Origin of the sequence: Streptomyces sp. NPDC020742, assembly GCF_040641675.1 — a bacterium.
GTDB lineage: Bacteria > Actinomycetota > Actinomycetes > Streptomycetales > Streptomycetaceae > Streptomyces.
In genome coordinates this window covers 56,871-81,759 of the sequence record NZ_JBFAEA010000017.1, presented here as the reverse complement: position 1 = coordinate 81,759, position 24,889 = coordinate 56,871, and the positions used below count along the sequence as shown (strand labels likewise).

The following is a 24,889-nucleotide window of genomic DNA, read 5'->3' as shown; positions in this document are numbered from 1 at the left end:
CCAACCAACGAGAACCCTCTACTTACGCCACATTGACTCTCCCCCAGACTTCGCCCGGGGGCACCCCCAACCAACGAGAACCCTCTACTTACGCCACATTGACTCGTTGGCCGGGCGGTGCTGCCTCCAGCCAGGCCAGGAAGCCGGTGAGGGCGTCCTCACTCATCGCCAGCTCCAGGCGGGTGCCGCGGTGCCGGCAGGCCAGCACGAGGGAGTCGGAGAGCAGCGCCAGCTCCTCCTCGCCCTGCGGGGTGCGGCGTTCCAGGACCTCGATGGCGGAACGCTCCAGCAGACGGCGGGGCCGGGGGGCGTAGGAGAACACCCGGAACCACTCGACCCGGTCTCCGTCATAGCGCGCCACACCGTAGATCCAGCCCTTGCCGCTGGGCTCGTTCTCCGCCACGTTCCAGCGCAGGCTGCAGTCGAAGGTGCCGCCGGACCGCTGGATCAGCCGCCGCCTCAGGCCGAAGACGAACAGCCCCAGCAGCACCAGCACCACGACCGCGCCGCTCACGGACAGAGCGAGGACCATGTCGACCGACCTCCTCGCCTCGATGGGGTCCCCCCGCGCCGTTCGGGCGTGGGGGCGGGACACGCACCTGCATTGCCTCAGCCGCGGACCGCTCCGGAGAACCGGGCAGCCCGCGGCTGAGGATCGATCTCGTCGGCGACGGGGCTCAGTGAACGCCCGTCACCGCACGCAGCCGGACATCGGCGCGACGCTCGGCGGCCGCGTCAGCGTCCGACTTCGCTCGCTCCAGGGCCCGCTCCGCGCGCTGGACATCGATCTCGTCCGACAGCTCGGCGATCTCCGCGAGCAGAGACAGCTTGTTGTCGGCGAACGAAATGAAGCCGCCGTGCACGGCGGCGACGACGGTGCCGTCCCCGCTCTCGCCGGTCGTACGAATCGTCACCGGGCCCGACTGCAGCACGCCGAGCAGCGGCTGGTGTCCGGGCATGACGCCGATGTCGCCCGACGAGGTGCGCGCGACGACCAGGCTGGCCTCGCCGGACCAGACCTGACGGTCCGCGGCGACCAACTCGACGTGCAGCTCAGCCACGATGGCTCCTCGGGTCTCCACCTGCCTGGTGTGGCAGATGTTGGGTCAAATACTAGTGGTCGTACGGGCCGGGGGCGGCCAGGGCCGCCCCCGGTGCCGGCGCCGGGGTCAGGAGACGCCCAGCTCCTTGGCGTTGTTCTTGAGGTCCTCAAGACCACCGCACATGAAGAAGGCCTGCTCCGGGTAGTGGTCGAACTCGCCGTCGGCGATCGCGTTGAAGGCCGCGATCGACTCGTCCAGCGGCACGTCCGAGCCGTCCACACCGGTGAACTGCTTGGCCACGTGGGTGTTCTGCGACAGGAACCGCTCGATACGCCGGGCGCGGTAGACCGTGAGCCGGTCCTCCTCGCCGAGCTCGTCCATACCCAGAATCGAGATGATGTCCTGGAGGTCCTTGTACTTCTGCAGGATCGTCTTGACGCGCGAGGCGCAGTCGTAGTGGTCCTGCGAGATGTAGCGGGGGTCCAGGATCCGGGACGTCGAGTCCAGCGGGTCCACCGCCGGGTAGATGCCCTTCTCCGAGATCGGACGCGACAGAACGGTGGTCGCGTCCAGGTGGGCGAAGGTGGTGGCCGGCGCCGGGTCGGTCAGGTCGTCCGCGGGCACGTAGATCGCCTGCATGGAGGTGATCGAGTGACCACGGGTCGAGGTGATGCGCTCCTGGAGGAGACCCATCTCGTCGGCCAGGTTCGGCTGGTAACCCACCGCGGAGGGCATACGGCCGAGCAGGGTCGACACCTCGGAACCCGCCTGGGTGTACCGGAAGATGTTGTCGATGAAGAAGAGCACGTCCTGCTTCTGCACATCGCGGAAGTACTCCGCCATGGTCAGACCGGCCAGGGCGACCCGCAGACGGGTGCCCGGCGGCTCGTCCATCTGACCGAAGACCAGCGCGGTCTTGTCGATGACGCCGGAGTCCGTCATCTCCTCGATCAGGTCGTTGCCCTCACGGGTGCGCTCGCCGACACCGGCGAACACCGACACACCGTCGTGGTTGTTGGCCACGCGGTAGATCATTTCCTGGATCAGAACGGTCTTGCCGACACCGGCACCACCGAACAGACCGATCTTGCCGCCCTTGACGTACGGGGTCAGCAGGTCGATGACCTTGATGCCGGTCTCGAACATCTCGGTCTTGGACTCGAGCTGGTCGAAGGTCGGGGCCTTGCGGTGGATCGCCCAGCGCTCGGTGACCTCGGACGCCGCCTCCGGCTTGTTCAGGATCTCACCGAGGGTGTTGAACACCTTGCCCTTGGTGATGTCGCCGACGGGGACGGTGATGCCCGTGCCGGTGTCGGTCACCGGGGCCTGGCGGACCAGACCGTCGGTGGGCTGCATCGAAATCGCGCGGACCAGGCCCTCACCCAGGTGCTGGGCGACCTCAAGGGTCAGGGTCTTCTTCTTGCCGGCGTCGGCCGGGTCAGAGACCTCGACGGTCAGCGCGTTGTAGATCTCCGGCATCGCGTCGACGGGGAACTCCACGTCGACGACCGGGCCGATGACCCGGGCGACGCGGCCCGTTGCCGTGGCCGTTTCAACAGTGGTGGTCATAGTGGTCAGTCACTCCCCGCGGTCGCGTCGGCCAGAGCACTGGCGCCACCGACGATCTCGCTGATTTCCTGGGTGATTTCGGCCTGTCGGGCCTCATTGGCAAGCCGCGAGAGCGACTTGATGAGCTCTTCTGCGTTGTCGGTCGCCGACTTCATCGCACGACGCGTGGCGGCGTGCTTGGAGGCGGCGGCCTGCAGGAGCGCGTTGTAGATCCGCGACTCGACATACCGCGGAAGCAGGGCGTCCAGGACGTCCTCGGCCGACGGCTCGAAGTCGAACAGCGGAAGGATCTCGCCCTTGGCCGTCTCCTCGGACTCCGCCACCGCCTTGTCGAGGCTGAGCGGCAGCAGCCGGTCGTCGATCGCCGTCTGCGTCATCATCGAGATGAACTCGGTGGTGACGATGTGGAGTTCGTCCACCCCGCCCTCGGCGGTGTCCTGCTGGACGGCGTCGATGAGCGGTGCGGCGATCGCCTTGGCGTCCCCGTACGTCGGGTTGTCGGTGAAGCCGGTCCACGACTCCACGACCTTGCGCTCGCGGAAGCTGTAGTACGACACACCCTTGCGGCCGACGATGTAGGCGTCGACCTCCTTGCCCTCGGCCTTGAGCCGCTCGGTGAGCTGCTCCGCGGCCTTGATGACGTTGGAGGAGTAGCCGCCGGCCAGACCGCGGTCGCTCGTGATGAGCAGCAGGGCGGCCCGCGAGGGCTTCTCCGCCTCGGTCGTCAGCGGGTGCTGGGTGTTCGAGCCCGTGGCAACCGCTGTCACCGCGCGGGTCAGTTCACTCGCGTACGGCGTCGACGCCGCCACCTGGCGCTGCGCCTTGACGACGCGCGAGGCGGCGATCATCTCCATCGCCTTGGTGATCTTCTTGGTCGCGGTGACGGAGCGGATGCGACGCTTGTAGACCCGGAGCTTGGCTCCCATGGATCAGGTCCCTTCCGTCGTCACTTGCTGGTGCCGGCCGGGGCGTCCTCGCCGAGCAGCTTGCCGTCCGAGGTCTCGAACTGCCGCTTGAAGCCGTCGACGGCCTCGGCGATCGCACCGATGGTGTCGTCGGACATCTTGGCGCCCTCGCGGATGCTGGTCAGCAGGTCCTTCTTCTCCCGGTGGAGGTGGTCGAGGAGCTCCCGCTCGAAGCGGCGGATGTCCTCGACCGGGACGTCGTCCATCTTGCCGTTGGTGCCGGCCCAGATGGAGACGACCTGGTCCTCGGTGGCGTACGGGCTGTACTGCGGCTGCTTGAGCAGCTCGGTCATCCGCTTGCCGCGCTCCAGCTGCGCCTTGGAGGCCGCGTCCAGGTCGGAACCGAAGGCGGCGAACGCCTCCAGCTCGCGGTACTGGGCGAGGTCCACACGGAGGCGGCCGGAAACCTGGCGCATCGCCTTGTGCTGGGCGGAACCACCGACACGGGAGACGGAGATACCGACGTTCAGCGCGGGACGCTGGTTGGCGTTGAAGAGGTCCGACTCCAGGAAGCACTGGCCGTCGGTGATGGAGATGACGTTGGTCGGGATGAACGCCGACACGTCGTTCGCCTTGGTCTCGACGATCGGCAGACCGGTCATCGAGCCGGCGCCCATCTCGTCGGAGAGCTTGGCGCAGCGCTCCAGCAGACGCGAGTGCAGGTAGAAGACGTCGCCCGGGTAGGCCTCACGGCCCGGCGGACGGCGCAGCAGCAGGGACACGGCGCGGTAGGCGTCGGCCTGCTTCGAGAGGTCGTCGAAGATGATCAGGACGTGCTTGCCCTGGTACATCCAGTGCTGGCCGATGGCCGAGCCGGTGTAGGGCGCCAGGTACTTGAAGCCCGCCGGGTCGGACGCCGGGGCGGCGACGATGGTGGTGTACTCCAGGGCGCCGGCCTCCTCCAGCGCACCGCGCACGGACGCGATGGTGGAGCCCTTCTGGCCGATGGCGACGTAGATGCAGCGGACCTGCTTCTTCGGGTCGCCCGAGCGCCAGTTGTCGCGCTGGTTGATGATCGTGTCGACGGCCAGGGCGGTCTTGCCGGTCTGGCGGTCACCGATGATCAGCTGACGCTGGCCACGGCCGATCGGCACCATGGAGTCGACGGCCTTGTAGCCGGTCTCCATGGGCTCGTGGACCGACTTACGGACCATGACGCCCGGGGCCTGCAGCTCCAGGGCGCGGCGGCCCTCGGACTCGATCTCGCCGAGGCCGTCGATCGGGTTGCCCAGCGGGTCGACGACGCGGCCGAGGTAGCCCTCGCCCACGGCGACCGAGAGCACCTCACCGGTGCGCTGCACCGGCTGGCCCTCCTCGATGCCGCTGAACTCACCGAGGACCACCGCACCGATCTCGCGCTCTTCCAGGTTCAGCGCAAGACCGAGCGTGCCGTCCTCGAACTTCAGCAGCTCGTTCGCCATCGCCGAGGGAAGGCCCTCGACCTTCGCGATGCCGTCTCCGGCCTCGCTTACCGTGCCGACCTCCTCGCGCGAGGCCGCGTCCGGCTTGTACGCCTGGACGAAGTTCTCCAGCGCGTCCCGGATCTCCTCCGGCCGGATCGTGAGCTCCGCCATCTGGGTTCCCTGCTCTCCTTGTTGGGCCCGAAGTTACTTGCGGGTGTCTGGGGGGCTGTCCCCCAGGGGGTTTCCGCTTACGGCCCAACTCGGGCCGCCGTCATGCTGGTGCTGGTCCCCGGGGTTCTTCCGGACCGCAGCCGGACCTCTCGGTCCGGCCGGCTGGTCCGGTGTCTGTCCGCCGGTTGTGCAGCTCTTGAGTTGGTGGCTGGGTCAGCCGGCCATCCGCCGGGACGCCTCTTCGAGGCGCGCCGCGATGGTCCCGTTGATGACCTCGTCGCCGATCCGGACCTGCACACCGCCGAGGACCTCGGGGTCCACGTCGACGTTCAGGTGGATCTGCCGGCCGTACAGCGCGGCCAGGGAGGCGCTCAGCCGCTCCCGCTGCCCTTCGCTGAGGGGCACCGCGGAGGTGACCACCGCGACCACGCGGTCCCGGCGGTGCGCCGCCAGCTTGGAGAGGGCGTCGAGCCCCGCTTCCAGGCTACGGCTCCGCGGCTGTGCGACAAGACGGATCACGATCCGCTCGGTGACCGGGTTGGCCCGGCCGCCCAGCAGCGAGTGCAGCAGCTCCGTCTTGGCCGGAACGGCCGCGTTCCGGTCGGTCAGCGCCCGGCGCAGCTCGCCGTTGGAGCTGACGATCCGGCCGAACCGGAACAGCTCGTCCTCGACGTCGTCGAGCGCACCGGTGCGCTGGGCCGCGGCGAGGTCGGCGCTGTAGGACAGCTCCTCGATCGCGTCCGCCAGGTCACGCGAGCGCGACCAGCGGGAGCGGACCATGCCGGTGAGCAGATCGGCGGCGGGGCCGCCGATCCGGCTGCCGAACAGCCGCTGCGCCAGTTCGGCCCGCGCCTCGCCGGCCTGCGCCGGGTCGGTCAGGACCCGACGCAGCGACACCTCGCGGTCGAGCAGAGCGGTGACGGCAGCCAGCTCCTCGGCGAGCTTCGCCGCGTCGACGGCCGTGTCGTCCGTCAGCGCGTCGAGGCGCTCGCGTGCGGAGGCGAGTGCCTCGCGGCTCGCTCCGTTCATCGGCCGGCCTCAGCCTTCGTCGCGTCCGACGCCGCCTTGGACTCGAGCTCGTCGAGGAAGCGGTCGATGGTCCGGCTCTGCCGGGCGTGGTCCTCCAGGGACTCGCCGACGAGCTTGCCGGCCAGGTCGGTGGCGAGCGTGCCCACGTCCTGACGCAGCGACTGCGCAGCCTGCTTACGGTCCGCCTCGATCTGGGCGTGACCGGCAGCGATGATCTCCTCACGCTGCCGCTGGCCCTCGGCGCGCATCTCAGCGATGAGCGTCGCGCCCTGCTCCTGCGCCTCCTGACGCAGACGCGCGGCCTCGTGGCGGGCGTCGGCCAGCTGTGCCCGGTAGTCCGCGAGCACCTGCTGGGCCTCGACCTGAAGCGCTTCGGCCTTTTCCATCCGGCCTTCGATCTGCTTCCGGCGCTCGTCCAGAACCTTGTTGATGTTCGGGAGGAGCTTCTTGGCGAGGATGCCGAAGACGATGAAGAAAGCGATCAGGCCGATGACCAGCTCTGGAATCGGCGGGATCAGGGGGTTCTCGGGAACCTCCGCCGCCATGGGGACCAGGGCGTTCACATCAGTGCCTTCCGTCTGAGGGGGTGTCGAGGGTTTCGTTTACTTGAAAACGAAGCCCATGACGATGCCGATGAGGGCGAGCGCCTCACAGAAGGCGAAACCCATGATCTGGTTGGTGCGGATCAGACCGGCGGCCTCGGGCTGGCGGGCCAGGGCCTGGGTGCCGTTACCGAAGATGATGCCGACGCCGACGCCAGGGCCGATGGCAGCAAGGCCGTAGCCAATCGCGCTGGCGCTGCCGGTGAAGGCGTTCGCGGAGGCGAGGTTGACGGTCTCGAGAGCAGCGGACATGCCGTTACTTCCTTCTCATTTCACGGACCGGTGGGGGTTGGCCACCGGACAGCTGTTGGGTGCGGGGAGACGGGCGCTCAGTGGTGCTCGGCGAGCGCGCCCTGGACGTAGTTGCAGGCCAGGAGGACGAAGACGTACGCCTGGACCGCCTGGATGAAGAGCTCGAAGGCCGTCATCGCGAGGGTCATCAGGAACGAGGCGCCTGCGTAGACGTAACCGACGCCGTTCAGCAGGTACCAGCTGGCGATGGTGAACATCAGGATCAGCAGGTGGCCGGCGAACATGTTCGCGAAGAGCCGGACCGCGTGGGTGAACGGGCGGATGATCATGTTCGAGAGGAACTCGATGACCACGATCAGCGGCAGCACCCAGCCGAGCGACTTGTCATAGCCGGTGATGTTCTTCAGGCCGCCGACGAAGCCGTGCTTCTTGAAGGTCAGGTAGACCCACAGGATGTAGACGATCGCCGCGAGACCGACGGGGAAGGCGATGACCGACGTGACCGGGAAGGCGGCGACCGGAATGATCGACCAGATGTTCATGATCCACACGAAGAAGAACAGCGAGACCATGAAGGGGACGTACTTGTCGCCCTCCTTCTTCCCGAGCGCGTCATAGACGAGTCCGCGGCGTACGAAGTCGTAACCCGCCTCGCCGACCATCTGCAGCTTTCCGGGAACCACCTTCGCCTTGCCGAATGCGGCCCAGAAAAAGCCGACCACCACGACCGTGCTGAGCAGCGCCAGCAGCATCGGCTTGTTGAACTCGTAGCCGCCGATCGTGAACAGCGGCTTGAAGACGAAGTTATGGAGCCCGGGAGCGTCGAAGCCGCACCCGGAAAAGATGTGGCAGTCGGCCTCGAAGGCGAGCATCGTGTCAGCACTCACCGCGAGCTCCTTCAGCGTGGCGCATGGGTACGGCAACCTCGTTGTGTCGGCGCGGCGTTGAGCCACGGAGCGGCACTGGACTGGTCTTACGGATTAGGGGGCGGCTGGCCGGCGCTGGGCCGGACCGGATCGCAGGCATCGGCCGCGAGATCATCCCGTCCCGTCCCGCGGAACTCGGGAGCTCAGCCGCCTGCGCCAACTGTGCCGCAGTTGGCACCGGACGATAGCAGGCCCGCATGAGGGCATTTATCTCGGCCCTACGTGTCACGTCGGCGACCCCGCCGTCTCCGCCTTCTGCGACTCGGCGGAGTCGGGGTCCACGTACAGAATCTTTGCCTTCATATGGCCGCGGGTCTGCGCCGCGATCCACACGAGGGTGGCACCGAGCAGCGTGAACGCAAATGCCTTGGTGTCGAACAGCGTTGTGTCCTTGAAGGCGAGCAGGAAGAACAGCACGAACAGGATCTGCGTCGTGTAGAGCAGCAGCCCCATCATCTGGAACAGCTGCGGGAGGTTCCTCGCGGTCTTCTGCAGGACGAGCAGGCCGGCCCCCATCACGAGCACCACCAGGGCAGTGCCGATGACGGCGCCGATCGCTCCCGTCGCGCCGGCGACCACTGCGCTCACGGCAACGGCGATGGCGCCGAGGGCGAGCGTGGGCACAACGGCGTGAAGGAGTAGTCGGGCGTCATGTGACTGCATGGCGGCGCTCCGGCAAAAGGTGGGGGCGTTGTCGTCAGGGACGAGCGTAGACCCGGCCTGAGGCGTTACCTGCGGCCCAAGGACAGTCGCACTACGGTCCTTCGGCTCTGTCGCCGGGTTTCGTGAACGGTATCACAAACTATTTGATGAGGTCTTTACCTGGTTCGTGTGGACCCTGTCACACCTGAGCGTGAACCTGCGCGTTGGTGCACTGACCCGAGGCCTTTTGTCTGGTATGGGGTCAACAAGCCCGATTTCCACGCCCCGTTCGAGGGACTGAACCTCGGGATCAGTGGTGACTGTCCGCCCGTCGGCGGTCCACGAAGCGTGACCGGTCGCCGATCGCGGTGGCCCCGTTGATGCCCGCCGGGACCGGTTCGTGCTCCTCCTCGGCCGCCGCCTCGGCACCCTCACCGCCGCCCGCCGGCACCCCCGCCAGGACCGTACGGGCGACCCTCCGGTAGCGCGGCGGAACCATCCGCTCCGCCCAGCGCGGTGCCCGCGGCGTGAAGCGCGGCAGCAGGAGCAGCACCAGCCCCACCGCGCTCAGCAGCACGATGCCCAGCACGATCCACATGCTGGCGTTGTTCGCGGAGTAGGCGACCGCGCCGAAGGCGATCAGCGCCGACCAGAAGTACATGATCAGCACCGCCCGGCTGTGCGAGTGCCCGATCTCCAGCAGCCGGTGGTGGAGGTGGCCGCGGTCGGCGGCGAACGGCGACTGGCCCTGCCAGGTGCGGCGGACGATCGCCAGGATCAGGTCGGCGACCGGCACCGCGATGATCGTCAGCGGCAGCAGCAGCGGGATGTAGACCGGCACCATCGCGTGGGTCGCCTCACGCAGACCGCCCGCCTTCACATTGAGCAGGTCCGGGTCGACCTGGCCGGTCACCGAGACCGCGCCGGCCGCCATCACCAGGCCGATCAGCATCGAGCCGGAGTCGCCCATGAAGATCCGCGCGGGGTGCATGTTGTGCGGCAGGAAGCCCAGGCACATGCCCATCAGGACGACCGAGAACAGCGTTGCGGGCGCGGCGGCCTCGATGCCGTAGCCGAACCACATCCGGTAGGCGTACATGAAGAACGCCGCGGCGGCGATGCACACCATGCCGGAGGCCAGCCCGTCCAGGCCGTCGACGAAGTTCACCGCGTTGATGGTGATCACCACTAGCGCGACGGTGAGCAGGGTGCCCTGCATCGGGGTCAGCGAGACCGTGCCGACGCCGGGGATCGGGATCCACAGGATCGTCAGGCCCTGGAGGACCATCACGCCGGCGGCGATCATCTGGCCGCCCAGCTTGACCAGCGCGTCCACGCCCCACTTGTCGTCCAGCACGCCGAGGATCCAGATCAGCGCGGCACCCGACAACAGCGCCCGTGGCTCGTTGGAGCTGGCGAAGACGCTCTTGAGGTTGGTCAGGTGCGAGGCGACCAGCAGACCGGCGCACAGCCCGCCGAACATGGCGATCCCGCCGAGCCGTGGAGTCGGCTCGCGGTGCACATCACGCGCGCGGATCTCCGGCATCGCGCCGGCCGCGATCGCGAACTTCCGCACCGGCCCGGTCAGGAGATAGGTGACCGCGGCCGTGACGCACAGCGTCAGCAGGTATTCACGCACGGGCTGCCCCAGAGGTATAGCTGGCCATCACAGCCCCACACCCTATGCGTGTCGACCCCCTGGCCGTGAATACAGGTGAACACGGAGAAGGACGCCCCCCGCCGGCAGACGGTTCCCGGCCTCACCCGAGGTCGGGACAAGCCGGATATGGCGGGAAGCCGTGGACCAGCGCGATCGTCCGGGAGCGGGCCGTGCCCTCCTGCCGCAGCGCCGCCGCGATCACCTCCGCGATCCGGCGCATCTCCACCTCGCCCATCCCCTGCGTGGTCACCGCCGCGGTGCCCAACCGGATCCCGGTCCGGCGGTCCGGGCCCGCACCGGCGCAGGGCAGCGCGCAGGTGTCCAGGACGATCCCGGCCGCCGCCAGCCGGCCCCGCGCGGTGCGCGCGTCCAGCCCGAGGGGCGCGGTGTCGGCGGTGATCAGGTGGGTGTCGGTACCGCCGGTGGTGATCGTCAGCCCCTGTCCGGCCAGCGCCGTGGCGAGCGCGGCGGCGTTGGCGGTGACCTGGCGGGCGTATGCGGCGAAGGCGGGCGTGGCGGCCTCCGCGAAGGCGACGGCCTTGGCGGCGACCGCGTTCATCTGCGCGCCCCCCTGGGTGAAGGGGAACACCGCGCGGTCGATCCGCTCGGCCAGCTTCGCGCCGCAGAGGATCAGCCCGCCGCGCGGCCCGCGCAGCACCTTGTGGGTGGTGCCGCACACCACATGGGCGTACGGGACCGGGCTGGGCGCCGCTCCCCCGGCGATCAGGCCGAGCGGGTGCGCGACGTCGGCGATCAGGTACGCGCCGGTCTCGTCGGCGATGTCGCGGAAGGCGGCGTAGTCGATGTGCCGGGGGTAGGAGATCGAGCCGCAGACGATCGCCTTGGGGCGACGGGCGCGGGCCAGGTCGCGGATCGCGTCGTAGTCCAGCAGCCCGGTCTCCTCGTCGACGCCGTAGCCGGCGAAGTCGAACCAGCGGCCGGAGAAGTTGGCGGGCGAGCCGTGGGTGAGGTGACCGCCGTGCGGCAGCGACATGGCCAGCACGGTGTCACCGGGACGCAGCAGGGCGGCGTAGGCGGCCAGCACGGCCGAAGAGCCGGAATGGGCCTGAACATTGGCGTGTTCGGCACCGAAGAGGGCCTTGGCGCGCTCCACCGCGATCCGCTCGGCGAGGTCGACGATCTCGCAGCCGCCGTGGTGCCGGGCACCCGGGTAGCCCTCGGCGTACTTGTTGCCCAGCGGGGAGCCCAGGGCGGCCAGCACGGCCGGTGAGGTGAAGTTCTCCGCGGCGATCAGCTGGAGCCCGTCGCACTGGCGGGCGCTCTCGCCGAGCAGTACGCCGGCGATCTCGGGGTCCTGGCGCAGCAGCGCGGCGAAGTCCGGTGCGCCGGCCGGTGCGGTGACGCCCTCCGGGGCGGCCGCCCGGGCCCGCTCCCCGATCGCCTCGGGCTCACCGGCTGCGGTGCCGGCGGCGGACTCGGCGGCCGGGGCACGGCCGGCCGGTGACTCGCTGCGGGGTGACGCGGTGGTGGCGGGCATCGCTGGCTCCGGGCCTCGTACGGGACGTAGTCCCAATGTAGGCGCGCCGGGGCGATCGAGCGCGGTGTGCGGTCCGCCCGGGGCCCGCAGGGCGCCACAGCGGCGCCCAGGGGCCCGCTACGCCCGTGCGGGGACCCCCGTCAGGGCCGTCACGACCGGGTCCAGCGCCTGGTTGATCTCGTCGCCGATGGAGCGGAAGAACGTGATGGGCGCCCCGTAGGGGTCGTAGACCTCGTCGGACTCCGGGTTGGGCGCGAGCAGCCAGCCGCGCAGCGCCGCGGCGGCCCCCACCAGTGCGCGGGCCCGCTCGACCAGCCCGCCGTCGGGGCGGGTCGGGTCGGGGTGGGGCAGGGTGGCGGGGTCTATGGCCCGCACCAGCCGGTTGAACTCCTTGAGGGTGAAGGTGCGCAGGCCCGCGGAGTGGCCCATGGAGATGACCTGGGCGCGGTGGTCGCGGGTGGCGGTGAGCACCAGGTCGGCCCGGATGACGTGCTCGTCGAGCAGCTCGCGGCCGAGGAAGCCGGCCGGGTCGGCGCCGTAGTCGGTGAGCACCGTCGCGGCGTGCGCCTCCATCGGGGCGCCCTCATGACCCCAGGTGCCGGCGCTCTCCACGACCAGCCCGCCGCTGTGGGACCCGCCGAGCCGCCGCTGGAGGGCATGCCGGTGCAGCCGCTCGGTGATCGGCGAGCGGCAGACGTTGCCAGTGCTGACGTGCAGGATCCGGAAGTACGGGACGGACGGTGTGGGGGGATACGGGACGGGCTGCGCGTGCGGCACCGGAGGAAGAGGGGTGTCGTCGCCGGGTTCCGCTATGCCGCGCCCCAGGGGCGCCATCAATTGGCCACCTCGAGCTCGGGTACCACCTTGCGCAGCTCCTCCGCGCTGAGCGCGCCCTCGCGCAGCAGCACCGGGGTCCTGCCGGTGACGTCGACGATCGAGGACGGCACGGCGGCGGGCGTGGGGCCGCCGTCGAGGTAGACCGAGACCGAGTCGCCCAGCATCTCCTGGGCGGCGTCGCAGTCCTGCGGGGAGGGGTGGCCGGTCAGGTTGGCGCTGGAGACGGCCATCGGGCCGAACTCGGTCAGCAGCTCGATCGCGACGGGGTGCAGCGGCATCCGCACCGCGACCGTGCCCCGGGTCTCGCCCAGGTCCCAGGTCAGCGACGGCTGGTGCTTGGCGACGAGGGTGAGCGCGCCGGGCCAGAAGGCGTCGACCAGCTCCCAGGCCTGCTCGGAGAAGTCGGTGACCAGCCCGTGCAGGGTGTTGGGGGACCCGACGAGGACCGGGGAGGGCATCCCGCGGCCGCGGCCCTTGGCCTCCAGCAGGTCGGCGACGGCCTCGGCACTGAAGGCGTCCGCACCGACGCCGTAGACGGTGTCGGTCGGCAGCACGACCAGCTCACCGCGGCGGACGGCCGAGGCGGCCTCGCGCAGACCGGTGGCGCGGTCGGTCGCGTCGCTGCAGTCGTATCGCCGTGCCATTACGGGACCTCCTCGTGCGGAACGAATACTTCGGATGCATCGGCTGCATCGGGCCTGCGGGCGGGACGCGTCATGGCGTCGCCCGGCGCGCGGTGGCGAAGCGGGGCCGCTTGTTGAGGTCGGGGTGGTCGGCCGCATCGGCCCAGCCCCGCTCCTCGGTGAAGATCCACGGCACCTGTCCGCCCTGGGTGTCGGCGTGCTCGATGACGACCACACCACCGGGCCGCAGCAGGCGGTGTGCGGTCCGCTCGATGCCGCGGATGGTGTCCAGGCCGTCCTGTCCCGAGAACAGCGCCAACTCGGGGTCGTGGTCGCGCGCCTCGGGGGCGACGTACTCCCACTCGGTCAGCGGGATGTACGGCGGGTTGGAGACGACCAGGTCGACCTGCCCGTCCAGTTCGGGAAGCGCGGTCAGCGCGTCGCCGTGATGGAGAACGACGCGGGACCCCTCGACGTTCTTGCGGGCGTACTCCAGGGCGTCGTCGGACAGCTCCACGGCGTGCACCCGCGAGCGCGGCACCTCCTGGGCCAGGGCCAGTGCGATGGCGCCCGAACCGGTGCACAGGTCGACGATCAGCGGCTCGACGACGTCCATGGCCCGTACCGCGTCTATCGCCCAGCCGACCACCGACTCGGTCTCCGGGCGGGGCACGAACACCCCTGGCCCCACGGTGAGTTCGAGGTAGCGGAAGAACGCCCGGCCGGTGATGTGCTGGAGCGGTTCACGGGCCTCGCGGCGGGCGATCGCCTCCCAGTAGCGGGCGTCGAAGTCGGCGTCGCGGACCGTGTGCAGCTCGCTCCGCTTGACGCCGTGCACATGCGCGGCGAGCTCCTCGGCGTCGAAGCGGGGTGAGGGCACGCCGGCGTCGGCCAGCCGCTGGGTGGCCTGGGCCACCTCGGCAAGCAGCAGGTTCACTGATCCTCCAGCCGGTACGTACAGGGTCGAGCGGGTCGTGCGGGGCCGTGCGGGCCTACTGGGCGGCGGCGAGCTTGGCCGCCGAGTCGGCGTCGACGCACGCCTGGATGACCGGGTCCAGCTCGCCGTCGAGCACCTGGTCCAAGTTGTACGCCTTGAAGCCGACCCGGTGGTCCGAAATGCGGTTCTCGGGGAAGTTGTACGTGCGGATGCGCTCCGAGCGGTCGACGGTGCGGACCTGGCTGCGCCGGGCGTCGGACGCCTCGCGCTCGGCCTCCTCCTGGGCGGCGGCCAGCAGCCGGGAGCGCAGGATGCGCAGCGCCTGCTCCTTGTTCTGGAGCTGGCTCTTCTCGTTCTGGCAGGAGACGACGATGCCGGTGGGCAGGTGGGTGATGCGCACCGCGGAGTCGGTGGTGTTGACGGACTGGCCGCCGGGCCCCGAGGAGCGGTAGACGTCGATCCGCAGGTCGTTGGCCTGGATCTCGACCTCGACCTCCTCGGCCTCGGGCGTGACCAGCACACCGGCCGCGGAGGTGTGGATCCGGCCCTGCGATTCGGTGGCGGGCACCCGCTGGACGCGGTGCACCCCGCCCTCGTACTTCAGCCGGGCCCAGACGCCCTGCCCGGGCTCGGTGGCGCCGCCCCCGCCCTTGGTCTTCACGGCGACCTGGACGTCCTTGTAGCCGCCGAGGTCGGACTCGTTGGCGTCGAGGATCTCGGTCTTCCAGCCGACCCGCTCGGCGTAGCGCAGGTACATCCGCAGCAGGTCGCCGGCGAACAGCGCGGACTCCTCGCCGCCCTCGCCGGCCTTGACCTCGAGGATGACGTCCTTGTCGTCGCTGGGGTCGCGCGGGACGAGCAGCAGCCGCAGCTTCTCGGTCAGTTCCTCGCGGCGGGCGTCGAGCTCCTTGACCTCGTCGGCGAAGTCCGGGTCGTCCTGGCTGAGTTCCCGGGCGGTCTCCAGGTCGTCGCCGGCCTGCTTCCAGTCGCGGTAGGTCGCGATGATCGGAGACAGCTCGGCGTAGCGCTTGTTGAGCCGCATGGCCTCGCGCTGGTCGGCGTGGACCGCGGGGTCGGCCAGCCGCTTCTCGAGATCGGCGTGCTCGCCGATCAGTTCCTCGACCGCCTCGAACATCGTGGGTTCCTCTGCTGGCTGGCTGTGACTACCGGGGGACGACGCAAACAAAGACGCCGGTCCGGTCACCCCTTGCACAGGGGCGACCGGGAACCGGCGCCTTGTGGGTCGCTACTTCTTGGCAGCGGCGCCCTTGCCGAAGCGGGCCTCGAAGCGGGCCACGCGGCCGCCCGTGTCCATGATCTTCTGCTTGCCCGTGTAGAACGGGTGGCACTCGGAGCAGACGTCGGCGCGGATGCTGCCGCCGCCGACCGTGCTACGGGTGGTGAAGGACGCGCCACAGGTGCAGCTGACCTGGGTCTCGACGTACTCCGGGTGGATGTCGCGCTTCAAGGGATTCTCCTAGGTTCGGGAGTGCACCGGGTCGTGTCGCGGGTTGCGTCACGTGAACCGGGGCCGACGGTCCAGTCTGCCAGGACTGGGCCCATCTCCCAAAACCGGGGGGCGGGCGTGGGTATTCCCGCCGGTCCCGGGGCCGGGGCGGGCGGGTGCTGCCCCGGCTTCGCGGCTACTTCACGTAGTTCTTGGTGCCGCCCTTGTCACCGGCCGAGCCCTTGATCGCGGACTTGGGGATGTCCTGGTCCTGCCGCAGCGCGTCCCAGACCTGCTGGGACTGGCGGGTCAGCGGCACCACGCGGTCGGGGTTGGCGGTGTCGTAGGTCACCGGCAGCGTCACCATGTCGATGTTCTCCGACCCGATGGAGCCCAGGCTCTTGGCCAGTCCGGTCAGTTCGCTGACCGAGTTCAGGTCGGTGTCGGTGGTGATGGCCTTGGTGGCGGTGTCGGCGATGTCGTAGAGCTTGGTGGGGTTGGTGAGCACCCCGACGTTCTTGACCTGGTCCATCAGGGCCTTGAGGAAGGTCTGCTGGAGCTGGATGCGGCCGAGGTCGCTGCCGTCGCCGCCGGGGACGCCGTGCCGGGTCCGCACCAGGCCCAGCGCGTGCTCGCCGTCGAGGGTGTGCTTGCCGGGCTGCAGGTGCAGGTGACTGTTGTTGTCGTCGATCGCCTTGCTGGTGGTGATCTCCACCCCGCCCAGCGCGTCGATGAGCTTCTTGAAGCCGGTGAAGTCGACCTCGATGAAGTGGTCCATGCGGATGCCGCTGATCGACTCGACGGTCTTCACGGCGCAGGCCGGCCCGCCGACCTCGAACGCGGTGTTGAACATCGTCCGCCGCTCACCGGGGACCGTCTTGCCGTCCTTGGTGCAGTCGGGCCGGCTGATCAGGGTGTCCCGGGGGATGCTGACCACACTGGCCTTCTTGTGGCCCTTGTAGACGTGCACCATCATCGCGGTGTCCGAGCGCGCTCCGCCCTCGTCCCGGCCGTACTCGCCGTTCTTGCCGGCGCGGGAGTCCGACCCCATCACGAGGATGTCCATCGACCCGTCGTCGACGTTCTTGGGCCGGTCGTGCCCGAGGGCGGCGTTGATGTCCACGCCCTTCAGGTTCCCGTTGAGCTTGAAGTAGACGTATCCGAGTCCGGCACCACCGAGCAGCACGGCGCTGGTCAGCGCGCACGCGGTGATGGTCAGCGCCCGGCGGCGCCGACTGGTCGCCTTGCGCCGGCGGCCCGTGGCCCGTATGCCGCGCGCTCGGCTTTCGGCCGTCACGGTCCCACTGCTGTCCGCCATCTGCTCCTCAGTCCTCGCTCGGTCCCGGCTACCCCTCGCCGCCGCCGCGCTGCATGCCGTCACGGCTCATTGCGCCTTGTCAGACGGGAGGTCGACCGGAAGGGTTGCACAGCAGTTCATGAGCGGTTTCTTAGAAACCTTCGGGGGGCCAGGACGGCAGATCGGGACCTACGCCTCCCTCACCAGGCCTTTCGTCCCGTTTTCAGCCATGGCCAAAACGTTGCGTCGTGTGCGGATCTGTGCGGAAGGTCTCAAGCGGGACGGCCGGTGGACGGCCCCCGGGCGGCGTGGCTCACAGCGCACCGGACCGTGCCCGCCGTACGGGGCACCCATGCACACGGCCCCCCTCACCCAGAGGGGCGAGGGGGGCCGTGCGGACCGTTCCGGGGGCGTCAGTCGTTGCCGTTGCCCGTGGTCGGCGTGGTCTTCTGGATCTGCAGCAGGAACTCACCGTTGGACTTGGTCTGCTTCATCTTGTCCAGCAGCAGCTCGATGGCCTGCTGCTGGTCCAGGGCGTGCAGCACCCGGCGCAGCTTCCAGACGATGGCCAGCTCGTCGCTGCCCATCAGGATCTCTTCCTTACGGGTACCGGACGCGTCCACGTCCACCGCCGGGAAGATGCGCTTGTCCGCGAGCTTCCGGTCGAGCTTGAGCTCCATGTTGCCGGTGCCCTTGAACTCCTCGAAGATCACCTCGTCCATCCGCGAGCCGGTCTCGACCAGCGCGGTGGCCAGGATGGTCAGCGAGCCGCCGTCCTCGATGTTGCGCGCGGCACCGAAGAACTTCTTCGGCGGGTACAGCGCCGTGGAGTCGACACCACCGGACAGGATGCGGCCCGAGGCCGGGGCGGCGAGGTTGTACGCACGGCCCAGACGGGTGATCGAGTCCAGCAGGACGACCACGTCGTGACCCAGCTCCACCAGGCGCTTGGCACGCTCGATGGCCAGCTCGGCGACGGTGGTGTGGTCCTCGGCCGGGCGGTCGAAGGTCGAGGAGATGACCTCGCCCTTGACCGACCGCTGCATGTCGGTGACCTCTTCGGGACGCTCGTCGACGAGGACGACCATCAGGTGGCACTCGGGGTTGTTGCGGGTGATCGCATTGGCGACCGCCTGCATGATCATGGTCTTGCCGGTCTTCGGCGGGGCCACGATCAGACCGCGCTGGCCCTTGCCGATCGGTGCGACCAGGTCGATGATCCGGGTCGTCAGGCCGCCCGCCTCACCCTCCAGGCGCAGCCGCTCCTGCGGGTAAAGGGGCGTCAGCTTCCCGAACTCCGGCCGTCCGCGGCCCTGTTCGGGCGCCACGCTGTTGACCGTGTCGAGCCGGACCAGGGCGTTGAACTTCTCGCGCCGCTCGCCGTCCTTGGGCTGCCGGACCGCGCCGGTGACGTGGTCACCCTTGCGCAGGCCGTTCTTGCGGACCTGGGCGAGGGAGACGTACACGTCGTTGGGACCGGGCAGGTAGCCGGAGGTCCGGATGAACGCGTAGTTGTCGAGGATGTCGAGGATGCCGGCGACCGGGATCAGGACGTCGTCCTCGGCGATCTGCGGCTCGTTGCCGAAGTCCTCGCGGCCCCCGCGACGGCCCCGGCGGTCGCGGTAGCGGCCACGACGGCCACGACGGCCGCCCTCGAAGTCGTCGTCGTCGTCGCGGCGGTCCCGCTGGCGCTGCCCGCCCTGGCCGCCCTGGCCGCCGTCGCCGGCGTCGCCCTTGCGGCGGTCACGGTCGCGCTGGCGGCGCTCACCGCGCTCGCCGCCCTTCTGGCCGCGGTCCTGGCGGTCGCCGCGGTCCTGGCGCTCGCCCTTGCCGGGCCGGCCCTCGCCGGTCTCCTGCGGCGCGACGCCGGTGTCGGTCTTGGCCTCGGCCTTGACCTCGGTCTTCGCCTCGACCTTGGTGTCGGTCTTGAGGTCGCCCGCGGAGTCGGGGCTGCCCGCGGCCGCGGTGGCACGGCGCCGGCGGCGCTCACCGGCCGGCTGCTCGTCGCTGACCGGCTGGCCGGGGATGTCGATCTGCTGCTGGGCGCCGGCCTTCTCAGCGGCCTTGGTGCCCCGCTCGGCCTTCTCCGCCTTGGCGGCCGGCTCCGCGGCGTCCTCGCCGGTGCGGGCCTTGGAGGTGGAACGGCGCTTGGGCTTGGTCTCGGCGTCGGCGGGCGCGTCGGTCTTGGCCTGGGAGGTTCCCCCGGCCTGCTTCTCCTTGATGACCTCGATCAGCTGGCTCTTGCGCATCCGCGCGGTGCCCTTGATACCGAGGCCGGAGGCGACCTGCTGCAGCTCTGCCAGGACCATGCCCTCGAGGCCGGTGCCGGAGCGGCGGCGCCGCGTGGTTGCAGGCGCGGCGGGAGCGTCCGTGGCGGGCGTGGTGGCACTGCCATCGGTGCGCGCGCCCATCAGATCGGTGGTGTCGCTCACGAAGGGTCCTTCCCTGGAGCGGGCGTCGGCCTGTCTGGCTCGGCGACCGGTTGTGCTGTCCGGCTGGGTCCTGGGTCTCGCGGACCGGGCCGGGGCGGTGGTCCCGCCGGAAGTGGCGGAGAGATCAGTTCATGGCTCCGGCGTGAAGAGATGCAGAGTGGCCATGTCGTCACGCCGACTCCGAAGCGTGCTCACTACTGCTCAGGCCTTGGCTCCAAGCAGTTGGGGAGGCTCCCGGAGGAAAGTGGTCCCGATGGGGGACACGAAGCACCGCGCCACTCAGGCGTCGAGTACTGACTTGAGGTTAACACTACCGGATCCAACAAACATTCCCCCTCTCTAAGACCGGCAATCGTCGATCAACGCGTGCACTACCCCGCAAGCGGCAGTACGCAGGCCCCGGTGGCGTCGAGCGTCAGCCGGTTGGCCGCCCACCCCTCGCCCGCCAGCGCCGCGACCTTCTCGGCCGCCGCGTCCTCGACCAGTGCGAGCACCGTCGGGCCCGCACCGGACACGACTGCGGGGACGCCGTCCGCGCGCAGTCGGTTCACCAGGGCCACGCTCTCCGGCATGGCGGGAGCGCGGTACTCCTGGTGAAGTCGGTCCTCGGTCGCGGCGAGCAGCAGCTCGGGGCGCCTGGTCAGGGCCTCGACGAGCAGTGCGGCGCGACCGGCGTTGACCGCGGCGTCCACATGCGGGACGGTGCGCGGCAGCAGTCCGCGGGCGGTCTCGGTGAGCACCGGCTTTCCGGGCACGAAGACCACCGGAACGATGGAATCGGCGGGATCCATCCGGATCGCCCGGGCGACGCCGGTGTCCATCCAGGCGAGCGTGAAGCCGCCGAGCAGGCAGGCGGCGACGTTGTCGGGGTGGCCCTCGATCTCGGTGGCCAGCGCCAGCAGCGCGGAGTCGTCGAGCTTCTGCTCGCCGCCTATCGTCACGGCGCGGGCGGCGACGATGCCGGCGCAGATGGCGGCCGACGAGGAGCCCAGGCCCCGGCCGTGCGGGATGCGGTTGGCGCAGACGATTTCCAGCCCGCGCGGCTGACCGCCGAGCCGCTCGAAGGCCGCGCGCATCGACCGTACGAGCAGGTGGCTCTCGTCGCGGGGCAGGCCGTCGGCGCCCTCACCTGCGATGTCGATGTGCAGTCCGGAGTCGGCGACGCGCACCACGACATCGTCGTACAGGCCCAGGGAAAGTCCCAGGGCATCGAAGCCGGGGCCGAGATTGGCGCTGGTGGCGGGGGTGCGCACCCGGACGGCGGCGGCGCGGAACGCGGGACCGGCCATCGCTCGATGACTCTCCTTGATTGATGCTGCGGTACTGCCCCGGAGCGCCGCGGCACCGAGGTGCCGGGCCGGCTCATGGGGGCTGTTCTGACCTGCCCTGCACACCACTGCGTTATGCCGTGGGGAGGGGAGTTGGCTGCCAGCCTATCGAAGGAAGGTTCTGTCGCGACATAGGGCGCACAGGAGGCGCACGATGCGTGTCGCGCGCCTTCCTGTGCCTCGGTGCCGCCTTCCGCGGACTTTGCAGCCTTTGCACAGTTTGCTGTGCGGGCGGTGACGGGCCTCGCCGGGCCCGTCACCGGTGCCGCACGCGCCGGTCGGCGCGTACGGCCGGACGGGCTAGGCGAGGCCGAGGTGCTCGGCGGCGGCGTCCGCGTCGATCGGGACCGTGACGGGCTGCGGCGCACCGGCCACCGCCCAGTCGGGGTCCTTGAGGCCGTTGCCGGTGACCGTGCAGACGATGCGCTGACCCGGGTCGACCTTGCCCTCCTCGGCCGCCTTGAGCAGACCGGCCACCGAGGCGGCCGAGGCGGGCTCCACGAAGACGCCCTCCTGTGCGGCCAACAGCCGGTAGGCGGACAGGATTTGACGGTCGGTCACATCGTCGATGAAGCCGCCCGACTCGTCCCGCGCGCGCTCCGCGTGGGCCCACGAGGCGGGGTTGCCGATGCGGATCGCGGTGGCGATGGTCGTCGGGTCCTTGACGACCTCACCGCGCACGAGGGGCGCACTGCCGGAGGCCTGGAAGCCCCACATCCGCGGGGCGCGGGAGGCGATGCCGTCGGCCGCGTACTCCTGGTAGCCCTTCCAGTACGCGGTGATGTTGCCGGCGTTGCCGACCGGCAGCACATGGATGTCGGGCGCGTCGTCGAGCATGTCGACGATTTCGAAGGCGGCGGTCTTCTGGCCCTCGATGCGCACCGGGTTGACGGAGTTCACAAGTGCGACCGGGTAGTTGTCGGACAGCCGCCGCGCGAGCGTCAGGCAGTCGTCGAAATTCCCGTCGATCTGGAGGATCTTCGCCCCGTGCACCAGCGCCTGGCCCATCTTGCCGAGCGCGATCTTGCCCTGCGGGACGAGCACGGCGCAGACCATCCCGGCGCGGACCGCATAGGCGGCGGCCGAGGCGGAGGTGTTGCCGGTGGAGGCGCAGATGACCGCCTTGGCGCCCTCCTCCTTGGCGCGGGTGATGGCCATCGTCATGCCTCGGTCCTTGAACGAACCGGTGGGGTTGGCACCCTCCACCTTGAGATGCACCTCACAGCCGGTGCGCTCGGAGAGCACCTGGGCCGGCACGAGGGGAGTGCCGCCCTCCCGGAGGGTGACCACCTCGGTGGTGTCGCTGACCGGAAGCCGGTCACGGTATTCCTCGATGATTCCGCGCCACTGACGGCTGGCGGTGGACTTCGCAGACATGGGTTCCTTTACTCCCCTTCGACCCGCATGATGCTGGCCACACCGCGGACGGTGTCCAGCTCGCGCAGTGCCCCGACGGTCGACGACAGCGCCGCGTCGGTCGCCCGGTGGGTGACGACGACGAGGTCCGCCTCGCCGTCCTTGCCCTGCTGACGGACCGTATCGATCGATACGCCGTGCTCGGCGAAGACCGTCGCCACCTGCGCGAGAACGCCGGGCTTGTCGGCCACGTCGAGACTGATGTGGTACCTCGTGACGACCTCGCCCATCGGGCTGACCGGCAGCGCCGTGTAGGCGGACTCGCCCGGTCCGGTGGCACCGGCGAGCTTGTTGCGGCACACCGCGACCAGGTCGCCGAGCACCGCGGAGGCGGTCGGCGCGCCACCCGCGCCCGGCCCGTAGAACATCAGCTGGCCGGCCGCGTCGGCCTCGACGAAGACCGCGTTGTACGCCTCGTGGACGGAGGCCAGCGGATGCGTCAGCGGAATCATCGCCGGGTGCACCCGGGCGGTGACCGAGGCGCCGTCCTCGGCCCGCTCGCAGATGGCCAGCAGCTTGACCGTGCAGCCCATCCGCTTGGCGGAGGCGATGTCGGCCGCGGTGACCTCCGTGAGGCCCTCGCGGTGCACATCGTCGATGGTCACCCGGGTGTGGAAGGCGATACCGGCCAGGATCGCGGCCTTGGCCGCGGCGTCGAACCCCTCGACGTCGGCGGTCGGGTCGGCCTCGGCGTACCCCAGCGCGGTCGCCTCGTCGAGCGCCTCGCTGTAGCCGGCGCCCGTCGAATCCATCTTGTCGAGGATGAAGTTGGTGGTGCCGTTCACGATGCCGAGGACGCGGTTGACCTTGTCGCCGGCCAGCGACTCGCGCAGCGGACGGACCAGCGGGATGGCGCCCGCGACGGCCGCCTCGTAGTACAGGTCGGCGCCCTTGGCCTCGGCCGCCGCGTGCAGCGCCGCGCCGTCGGCCGCGACCAGCGCCTTGTTGGCCGACACCACGCTGGCGCCGTGGTCGAAGGCGGTGGTGATCAGCGTACGGGCCGGCTCGATGCCGCCGATGACCTCGATCACCACATCGATGTCGCCGCGTTTGACCAGCGCGGTGGCGTCGGTGGTGATCAGCTCGGCCGGGACCCCGTCGCGCACCCGGTCGGGGCGGCGGACGGCGATCCCGACGAGCTCCACGGGGGCGCCGATCCGGGCGGCGAGGTCGTCCGCGTGCGTCGTCATGATGCGCGTCACCTCTGAGCCGACCACACCACAGCCCAGGAGCGCCACCTTCAGCGGACGCGTACGCATCATTCGACCTCTGCTTCTCATCGATCAGCGATTTTCAGCTTGCTCATGCCCAAGTCTCACGCACCGGACGGCAGATTCCGTCCGTCGTCCAGATGCCGAGACATTTATTTCATCCCGGGGCGGCCCCCGGCGATCCGGCCTAGCCGACGTCCAGTCGCAGGAGATCCTCCTCCGTCTCCCGCCGGACGATCACCCTGGCCTCGCCGTTGCGCACCGCCACCACCGGCGGCCGCAGCGCATGGTTGTAATTGCTGGCCATGGACCGGCAGTACGCCCCGGTGGCCGGCACCGCGAGCAGGTCCCCCGGTGCCACATCGGCCGGCAGGAAGGCATCCCGCACCACGATGTCACCGCTCTCACAGTGCTTGCCCACCACCCGCGAGAGCATCGGCTCGGCACCGGACGTACGCGACACCAGCGCCACGCTGTACTCGGCGTCGTACAGGGCGGTACGGATGTTGTCCGACATGCCCCCGTCGACGGAGACGTAGGTACGCAGCCCCTCCAGCTCCTTGACCGTGCCGACCTCGTAGAGCGTGAAGGCGGTCGGCCCCACGATGGCCCGGCCCGGCTCGACCGACAGCCGCGGTACGCCCAGCCCCGCCGCCGCGCACTCGCGGGCCACGATGTCGCCCAGCGCCCGGGCGATCTCGTGCGGCTCACGCGGGTCGTCGTCCGAGGTGTACGCGATGCCCAGGCCGCCGCCGAGGTCGATCTCCGGCAGCTCGATGCCGTGCTCGTCGCGCACCTCGGTGAGCAGCTGCACCACCCGCCGGGCGGAGACCTCAAAGCCCGCCATGTCGAAGATCTGCGAGCCGATGTGGCTGTGGATCCCGATGAGTTCGAGCCCGTCCAGCTTCAGCGCGCGGCGCACCGCCTCCGCCGCCTGCCCGTCGGCCAGCGCGATGCCGAACTTCTGGTCCTCGTGCGCGGTCGCGATGAACTCGTGCGTGTGCGCCTCGACACCGACCGTCACCCGGATCTGCACCCGCTGCCGCTTGCCGAGCCTCTCCGCGATGTGCGCGACCCGGACGATCTCCTGGAAGGAGTCCAGGACGATCCGGCCCACGCCCGCCTCCACGGCGCGGGTGATCTCCTCGGTGCTCTTGTTGTTGCCGTGCAGCGCGATCCGCTCGGCCGGCATCCCGGCGCCCAGCGCGGTCGCCAGTTCGCCGCCGGAGCAGACGTCGAGGTGGAGTCCCTCCTCGTGCAGCCACCGCACGATGGCCCGGGACAGGAACGCCTTGCCGGCGTAGAACACGTCGGCGTCCGGCCCGAAGGCGTCCTTCCAGGCCCGGCAGCGCGCCCGGAAGTCGTCCTCGTCCAGGAAGTAGGCCGGGGTGCCGAACTCCTCGGCGAGCGCGGCGACGTCCAGCCCGCCGACGGTGACCACACCGTCGGCGTTGCGCCGGACCGTACGCGACCAGACGCGCGGGTCAAGGCTGTTGAGGTCGGCGGGCGGCCCGGAGTAGTGGCCCTCGGGCAGTACGTCAGCGTGCCGGGGCCCTGCGGGGTGCGCGGAACGACTCATGGTGTGGGTTTCCCCTCAGGAT

Annotated in this window: 23 protein-coding genes; all 23 read right to left on the bottom strand. The window is 70.0% G+C overall.

Features of this window, described 5'->3' with window-relative positions; all coding sequences use genetic code 11:
• Positions 1 to 88: 88 nt before the first annotated feature.
• The 23 genes from AB0G84_RS25750 to lysA all read right to left on the bottom strand — a co-directional run bounded on the left by AB0G84_RS25750 (position 89) and on the right by lysA (position 24,867).
• Complete coding sequence (locus tag AB0G84_RS25750; protein WP_361325237.1) at positions 89 to 532, bottom strand: DUF2550 domain-containing protein; 444 nt, start codon at positions 530 to 532, stop codon at positions 89 to 91.
• Positions 533 to 677: 145 nt separating this feature from the next.
• Complete coding sequence (locus AB0G84_RS25745) at positions 678 to 1,061, bottom strand: F0F1 ATP synthase subunit epsilon (protein WP_018087383.1); 384 nt, start codon at positions 1,059 to 1,061, stop codon at positions 678 to 680.
• A gap of 108 nt (positions 1,062 to 1,169) precedes the next feature.
• Entirely contained in the window at positions 1,170 to 2,612 is a 1,443-nt protein-coding gene (atpD, locus tag AB0G84_RS25740) for a F0F1 ATP synthase subunit beta (protein ID WP_361325234.1), read from the bottom strand.
• Between the two features lie 5 nt (positions 2,613 to 2,617).
• Positions 2,618 to 3,538, bottom strand: a complete 921-nt coding sequence (locus AB0G84_RS25735) for a F0F1 ATP synthase subunit gamma (protein ID WP_361325233.1) — start codon at positions 3,536 to 3,538, stop codon at positions 2,618 to 2,620.
• A 20-nt stretch (positions 3,539 to 3,558) separates the two neighbouring features.
• Positions 3,559 to 5,151, bottom strand: a complete 1,593-nt coding sequence (gene atpA, locus AB0G84_RS25730) for a F0F1 ATP synthase subunit alpha (RefSeq protein ID WP_361325230.1) — start codon at positions 5,149 to 5,151, stop codon at positions 3,559 to 3,561.
• A 213-nt stretch (positions 5,152 to 5,364) separates the two neighbouring features.
• Positions 5,365 to 6,180, bottom strand: coding sequence for a F0F1 ATP synthase subunit delta (locus AB0G84_RS25725; RefSeq protein WP_361325227.1), 816 nt, complete (start codon positions 6,178 to 6,180; stop codon positions 5,365 to 5,367).
• The gene (locus AB0G84_RS25720) at positions 6,177 to 6,743 is read right to left on the bottom strand and encodes a F0F1 ATP synthase subunit B (protein ID WP_361325224.1); all 567 of its coding nucleotides are present in this window, start codon (positions 6,741 to 6,743) and stop codon (positions 6,177 to 6,179) included. Before AB0G84_RS25720 ends, AB0G84_RS25725 begins: the two co-directional genes overlap by 4 nt.
• 39 nt (positions 6,744 to 6,782) lie before the next feature.
• Positions 6,783 to 7,034, bottom strand: coding sequence for an ATP synthase F0 subunit C (gene atpE / locus AB0G84_RS25715; RefSeq protein WP_033266712.1), 252 nt, complete (start codon positions 7,032 to 7,034; stop codon positions 6,783 to 6,785).
• Positions 7,035 to 7,111: 77 nt separating this feature from the next.
• A complete protein-coding gene (gene atpB / locus AB0G84_RS25710) occupies positions 7,112 to 7,906 on the bottom strand; it encodes a F0F1 ATP synthase subunit A (protein WP_361325456.1) in 795 nt (264 codons plus the stop codon).
• Positions 7,907 to 8,185: 279 nt separating this feature from the next.
• Positions 8,186 to 8,623, bottom strand: a complete 438-nt coding sequence (locus AB0G84_RS25705) for a hypothetical protein (RefSeq protein WP_361325221.1) — start codon at positions 8,621 to 8,623, stop codon at positions 8,186 to 8,188.
• A 289-nt stretch (positions 8,624 to 8,912) separates the two neighbouring features.
• Positions 8,913 to 10,241, bottom strand: coding sequence for an MraY family glycosyltransferase (locus AB0G84_RS25700; protein WP_361325218.1), 1,329 nt, complete (start codon positions 10,239 to 10,241; stop codon positions 8,913 to 8,915).
• Positions 10,242 to 10,362: 121 nt separating this feature from the next.
• A complete protein-coding gene (locus AB0G84_RS25695) occupies positions 10,363 to 11,760 on the bottom strand; it encodes a serine hydroxymethyltransferase (protein WP_361325215.1) in 1,398 nt (465 codons plus the stop codon).
• Positions 11,761 to 11,877: 117 nt separating this feature from the next.
• Positions 11,878 to 12,594 carry a protein-tyrosine-phosphatase gene (locus AB0G84_RS25690; protein WP_361325213.1) on the bottom strand — a complete coding sequence of 239 codons (717 nt, stop codon included), beginning with the start codon at positions 12,592 to 12,594 and terminating at the stop codon, positions 11,878 to 11,880.
• Positions 12,594 to 13,241, bottom strand: a complete 648-nt coding sequence (locus tag AB0G84_RS25685) for an L-threonylcarbamoyladenylate synthase (protein ID WP_361325211.1) — start codon at positions 13,239 to 13,241, stop codon at positions 12,594 to 12,596. Before AB0G84_RS25685 ends, AB0G84_RS25690 begins: the two co-directional genes overlap by 1 nt.
• A 70-nt stretch (positions 13,242 to 13,311) precedes the next feature.
• Complete coding sequence (gene prmC / locus AB0G84_RS25680) at positions 13,312 to 14,157, bottom strand: peptide chain release factor N(5)-glutamine methyltransferase (RefSeq protein ID WP_361325208.1); 846 nt, start codon at positions 14,155 to 14,157, stop codon at positions 13,312 to 13,314.
• A 55-nt stretch (positions 14,158 to 14,212) separates the two neighbouring features.
• Entirely contained in the window at positions 14,213 to 15,292 is a 1,080-nt protein-coding gene (gene prfA, locus AB0G84_RS25675; protein ID WP_361325205.1) for a peptide chain release factor 1, read from the bottom strand.
• 111 nt (positions 15,293 to 15,403) lie between these two features.
• Complete coding sequence (rpmE, locus tag AB0G84_RS25670; RefSeq protein WP_361325202.1) at positions 15,404 to 15,625, bottom strand: 50S ribosomal protein L31; 222 nt, start codon at positions 15,623 to 15,625, stop codon at positions 15,404 to 15,406.
• A gap of 175 nt (positions 15,626 to 15,800) precedes the next feature.
• Positions 15,801 to 16,922, bottom strand: a complete 1,122-nt coding sequence (locus AB0G84_RS25665; protein WP_361325199.1) for an LCP family protein — start codon at positions 16,920 to 16,922, stop codon at positions 15,801 to 15,803.
• A 392-nt stretch (positions 16,923 to 17,314) separates the two neighbouring features.
• The gene (rho, locus tag AB0G84_RS25660; protein WP_361325196.1) at positions 17,315 to 19,333 is read right to left on the bottom strand and encodes a transcription termination factor Rho; all 2,019 of its coding nucleotides are present in this window, start codon (positions 19,331 to 19,333) and stop codon (positions 17,315 to 17,317) included.
• Between the two features lie 371 nt (positions 19,334 to 19,704).
• Positions 19,705 to 20,622, bottom strand: coding sequence for a homoserine kinase (thrB, locus tag AB0G84_RS25655; RefSeq protein WP_361325193.1), 918 nt, complete (start codon positions 20,620 to 20,622; stop codon positions 19,705 to 19,707).
• A gap of 339 nt (positions 20,623 to 20,961) precedes the next feature.
• On the bottom strand, positions 20,962 to 22,038 hold the full coding sequence (gene thrC, locus AB0G84_RS25650) for a threonine synthase (RefSeq protein ID WP_361325191.1): 1,077 nt from the start codon (positions 22,036 to 22,038) through the stop codon (positions 20,962 to 20,964).
• Positions 22,039 to 22,046: 8 nt separating this feature from the next.
• Positions 22,047 to 23,339, bottom strand: a complete 1,293-nt coding sequence (locus AB0G84_RS25645) for a homoserine dehydrogenase (protein WP_361325189.1) — start codon at positions 23,337 to 23,339, stop codon at positions 22,047 to 22,049.
• A gap of 136 nt (positions 23,340 to 23,475) precedes the next feature.
• Complete coding sequence (lysA, locus tag AB0G84_RS25640) at positions 23,476 to 24,867, bottom strand: diaminopimelate decarboxylase (protein ID WP_361325187.1); 1,392 nt, start codon at positions 24,865 to 24,867, stop codon at positions 23,476 to 23,478.
• Between the last annotated feature and the right edge of the window lie 22 nt (positions 24,868 to 24,889).

What these genes read in the sequence shown, in the direction of transcription:
- AB0G84_RS25750 (WP_361325237.1), bottom strand. Translation starts at nt 532, where the DNA reads ATGGTCCTCGCTCTGTCCGTGAGCGGCGCGGTCGTGGTGCTGGTGCTG.
- atpD (WP_361325234.1), bottom strand. Translation starts at nt 2,612, where the DNA reads ATGACCACCACTGTTGAAACGGCCACGGCAACGGGCCGCGTCGCCCGG.
- AB0G84_RS25735 (WP_361325233.1), bottom strand. Translation starts at nt 3,538, where the DNA reads ATGGGAGCCAAGCTCCGGGTCTACAAGCGTCGCATCCGCTCCGTCACC.
- atpA (WP_361325230.1), bottom strand. Translation starts at nt 5,151, where the DNA reads ATGGCGGAGCTCACGATCCGGCCGGAGGAGATCCGGGACGCGCTGGAG.
- AB0G84_RS25725 (WP_361325227.1), bottom strand. Translation starts at nt 6,180, where the DNA reads ATGAACGGAGCGAGCCGCGAGGCACTCGCCTCCGCACGCGAGCGCCTC.
- atpE (WP_033266712.1), bottom strand. Translation starts at nt 7,034, where the DNA reads ATGTCCGCTGCTCTCGAGACCGTCAACCTCGCCTCCGCGAACGCCTTC.
- atpB (WP_361325456.1), bottom strand. Translation starts at nt 7,906, where the DNA reads ATGCTCGCCTTCGAGGCCGACTGCCACATCTTTTCCGGGTGCGGCTTC.
- AB0G84_RS25705 (WP_361325221.1), bottom strand. Translation starts at nt 8,623, where the DNA reads ATGCAGTCACATGACGCCCGACTACTCCTTCACGCCGTTGTGCCCACG.
- AB0G84_RS25695 (WP_361325215.1), bottom strand. Translation starts at nt 11,760, where the DNA reads ATGCCCGCCACCACCGCGTCACCCCGCAGCGAGTCACCGGCCGGCCGT.
- AB0G84_RS25690 (WP_361325213.1), bottom strand. Translation starts at nt 12,594, where the DNA reads ATGGCGCCCCTGGGGCGCGGCATAGCGGAACCCGGCGACGACACCCCT.
- AB0G84_RS25685 (WP_361325211.1), bottom strand. Translation starts at nt 13,241, where the DNA reads ATGGCACGGCGATACGACTGCAGCGACGCGACCGACCGCGCCACCGGT.
- prfA (WP_361325205.1), bottom strand. Translation starts at nt 15,292, where the DNA reads ATGTTCGAGGCGGTCGAGGAACTGATCGGCGAGCACGCCGATCTCGAG.
- AB0G84_RS25665 (WP_361325199.1), bottom strand. Translation starts at nt 16,922, where the DNA reads ATGGCGGACAGCAGTGGGACCGTGACGGCCGAAAGCCGAGCGCGCGGC.
- thrB (WP_361325193.1), bottom strand. Translation starts at nt 20,622, where the DNA reads ATGGCCGGTCCCGCGTTCCGCGCCGCCGCCGTCCGGGTGCGCACCCCC.
- thrC (WP_361325191.1), bottom strand. Translation starts at nt 22,038, where the DNA reads ATGTCTGCGAAGTCCACCGCCAGCCGTCAGTGGCGCGGAATCATCGAG.
- AB0G84_RS25645 (WP_361325189.1), bottom strand. Translation starts at nt 23,339, where the DNA reads ATGATGCGTACGCGTCCGCTGAAGGTGGCGCTCCTGGGCTGTGGTGTG.
- lysA (WP_361325187.1), bottom strand. Translation starts at nt 24,867, where the DNA reads ATGAGTCGTTCCGCGCACCCCGCAGGGCCCCGGCACGCTGACGTACTG.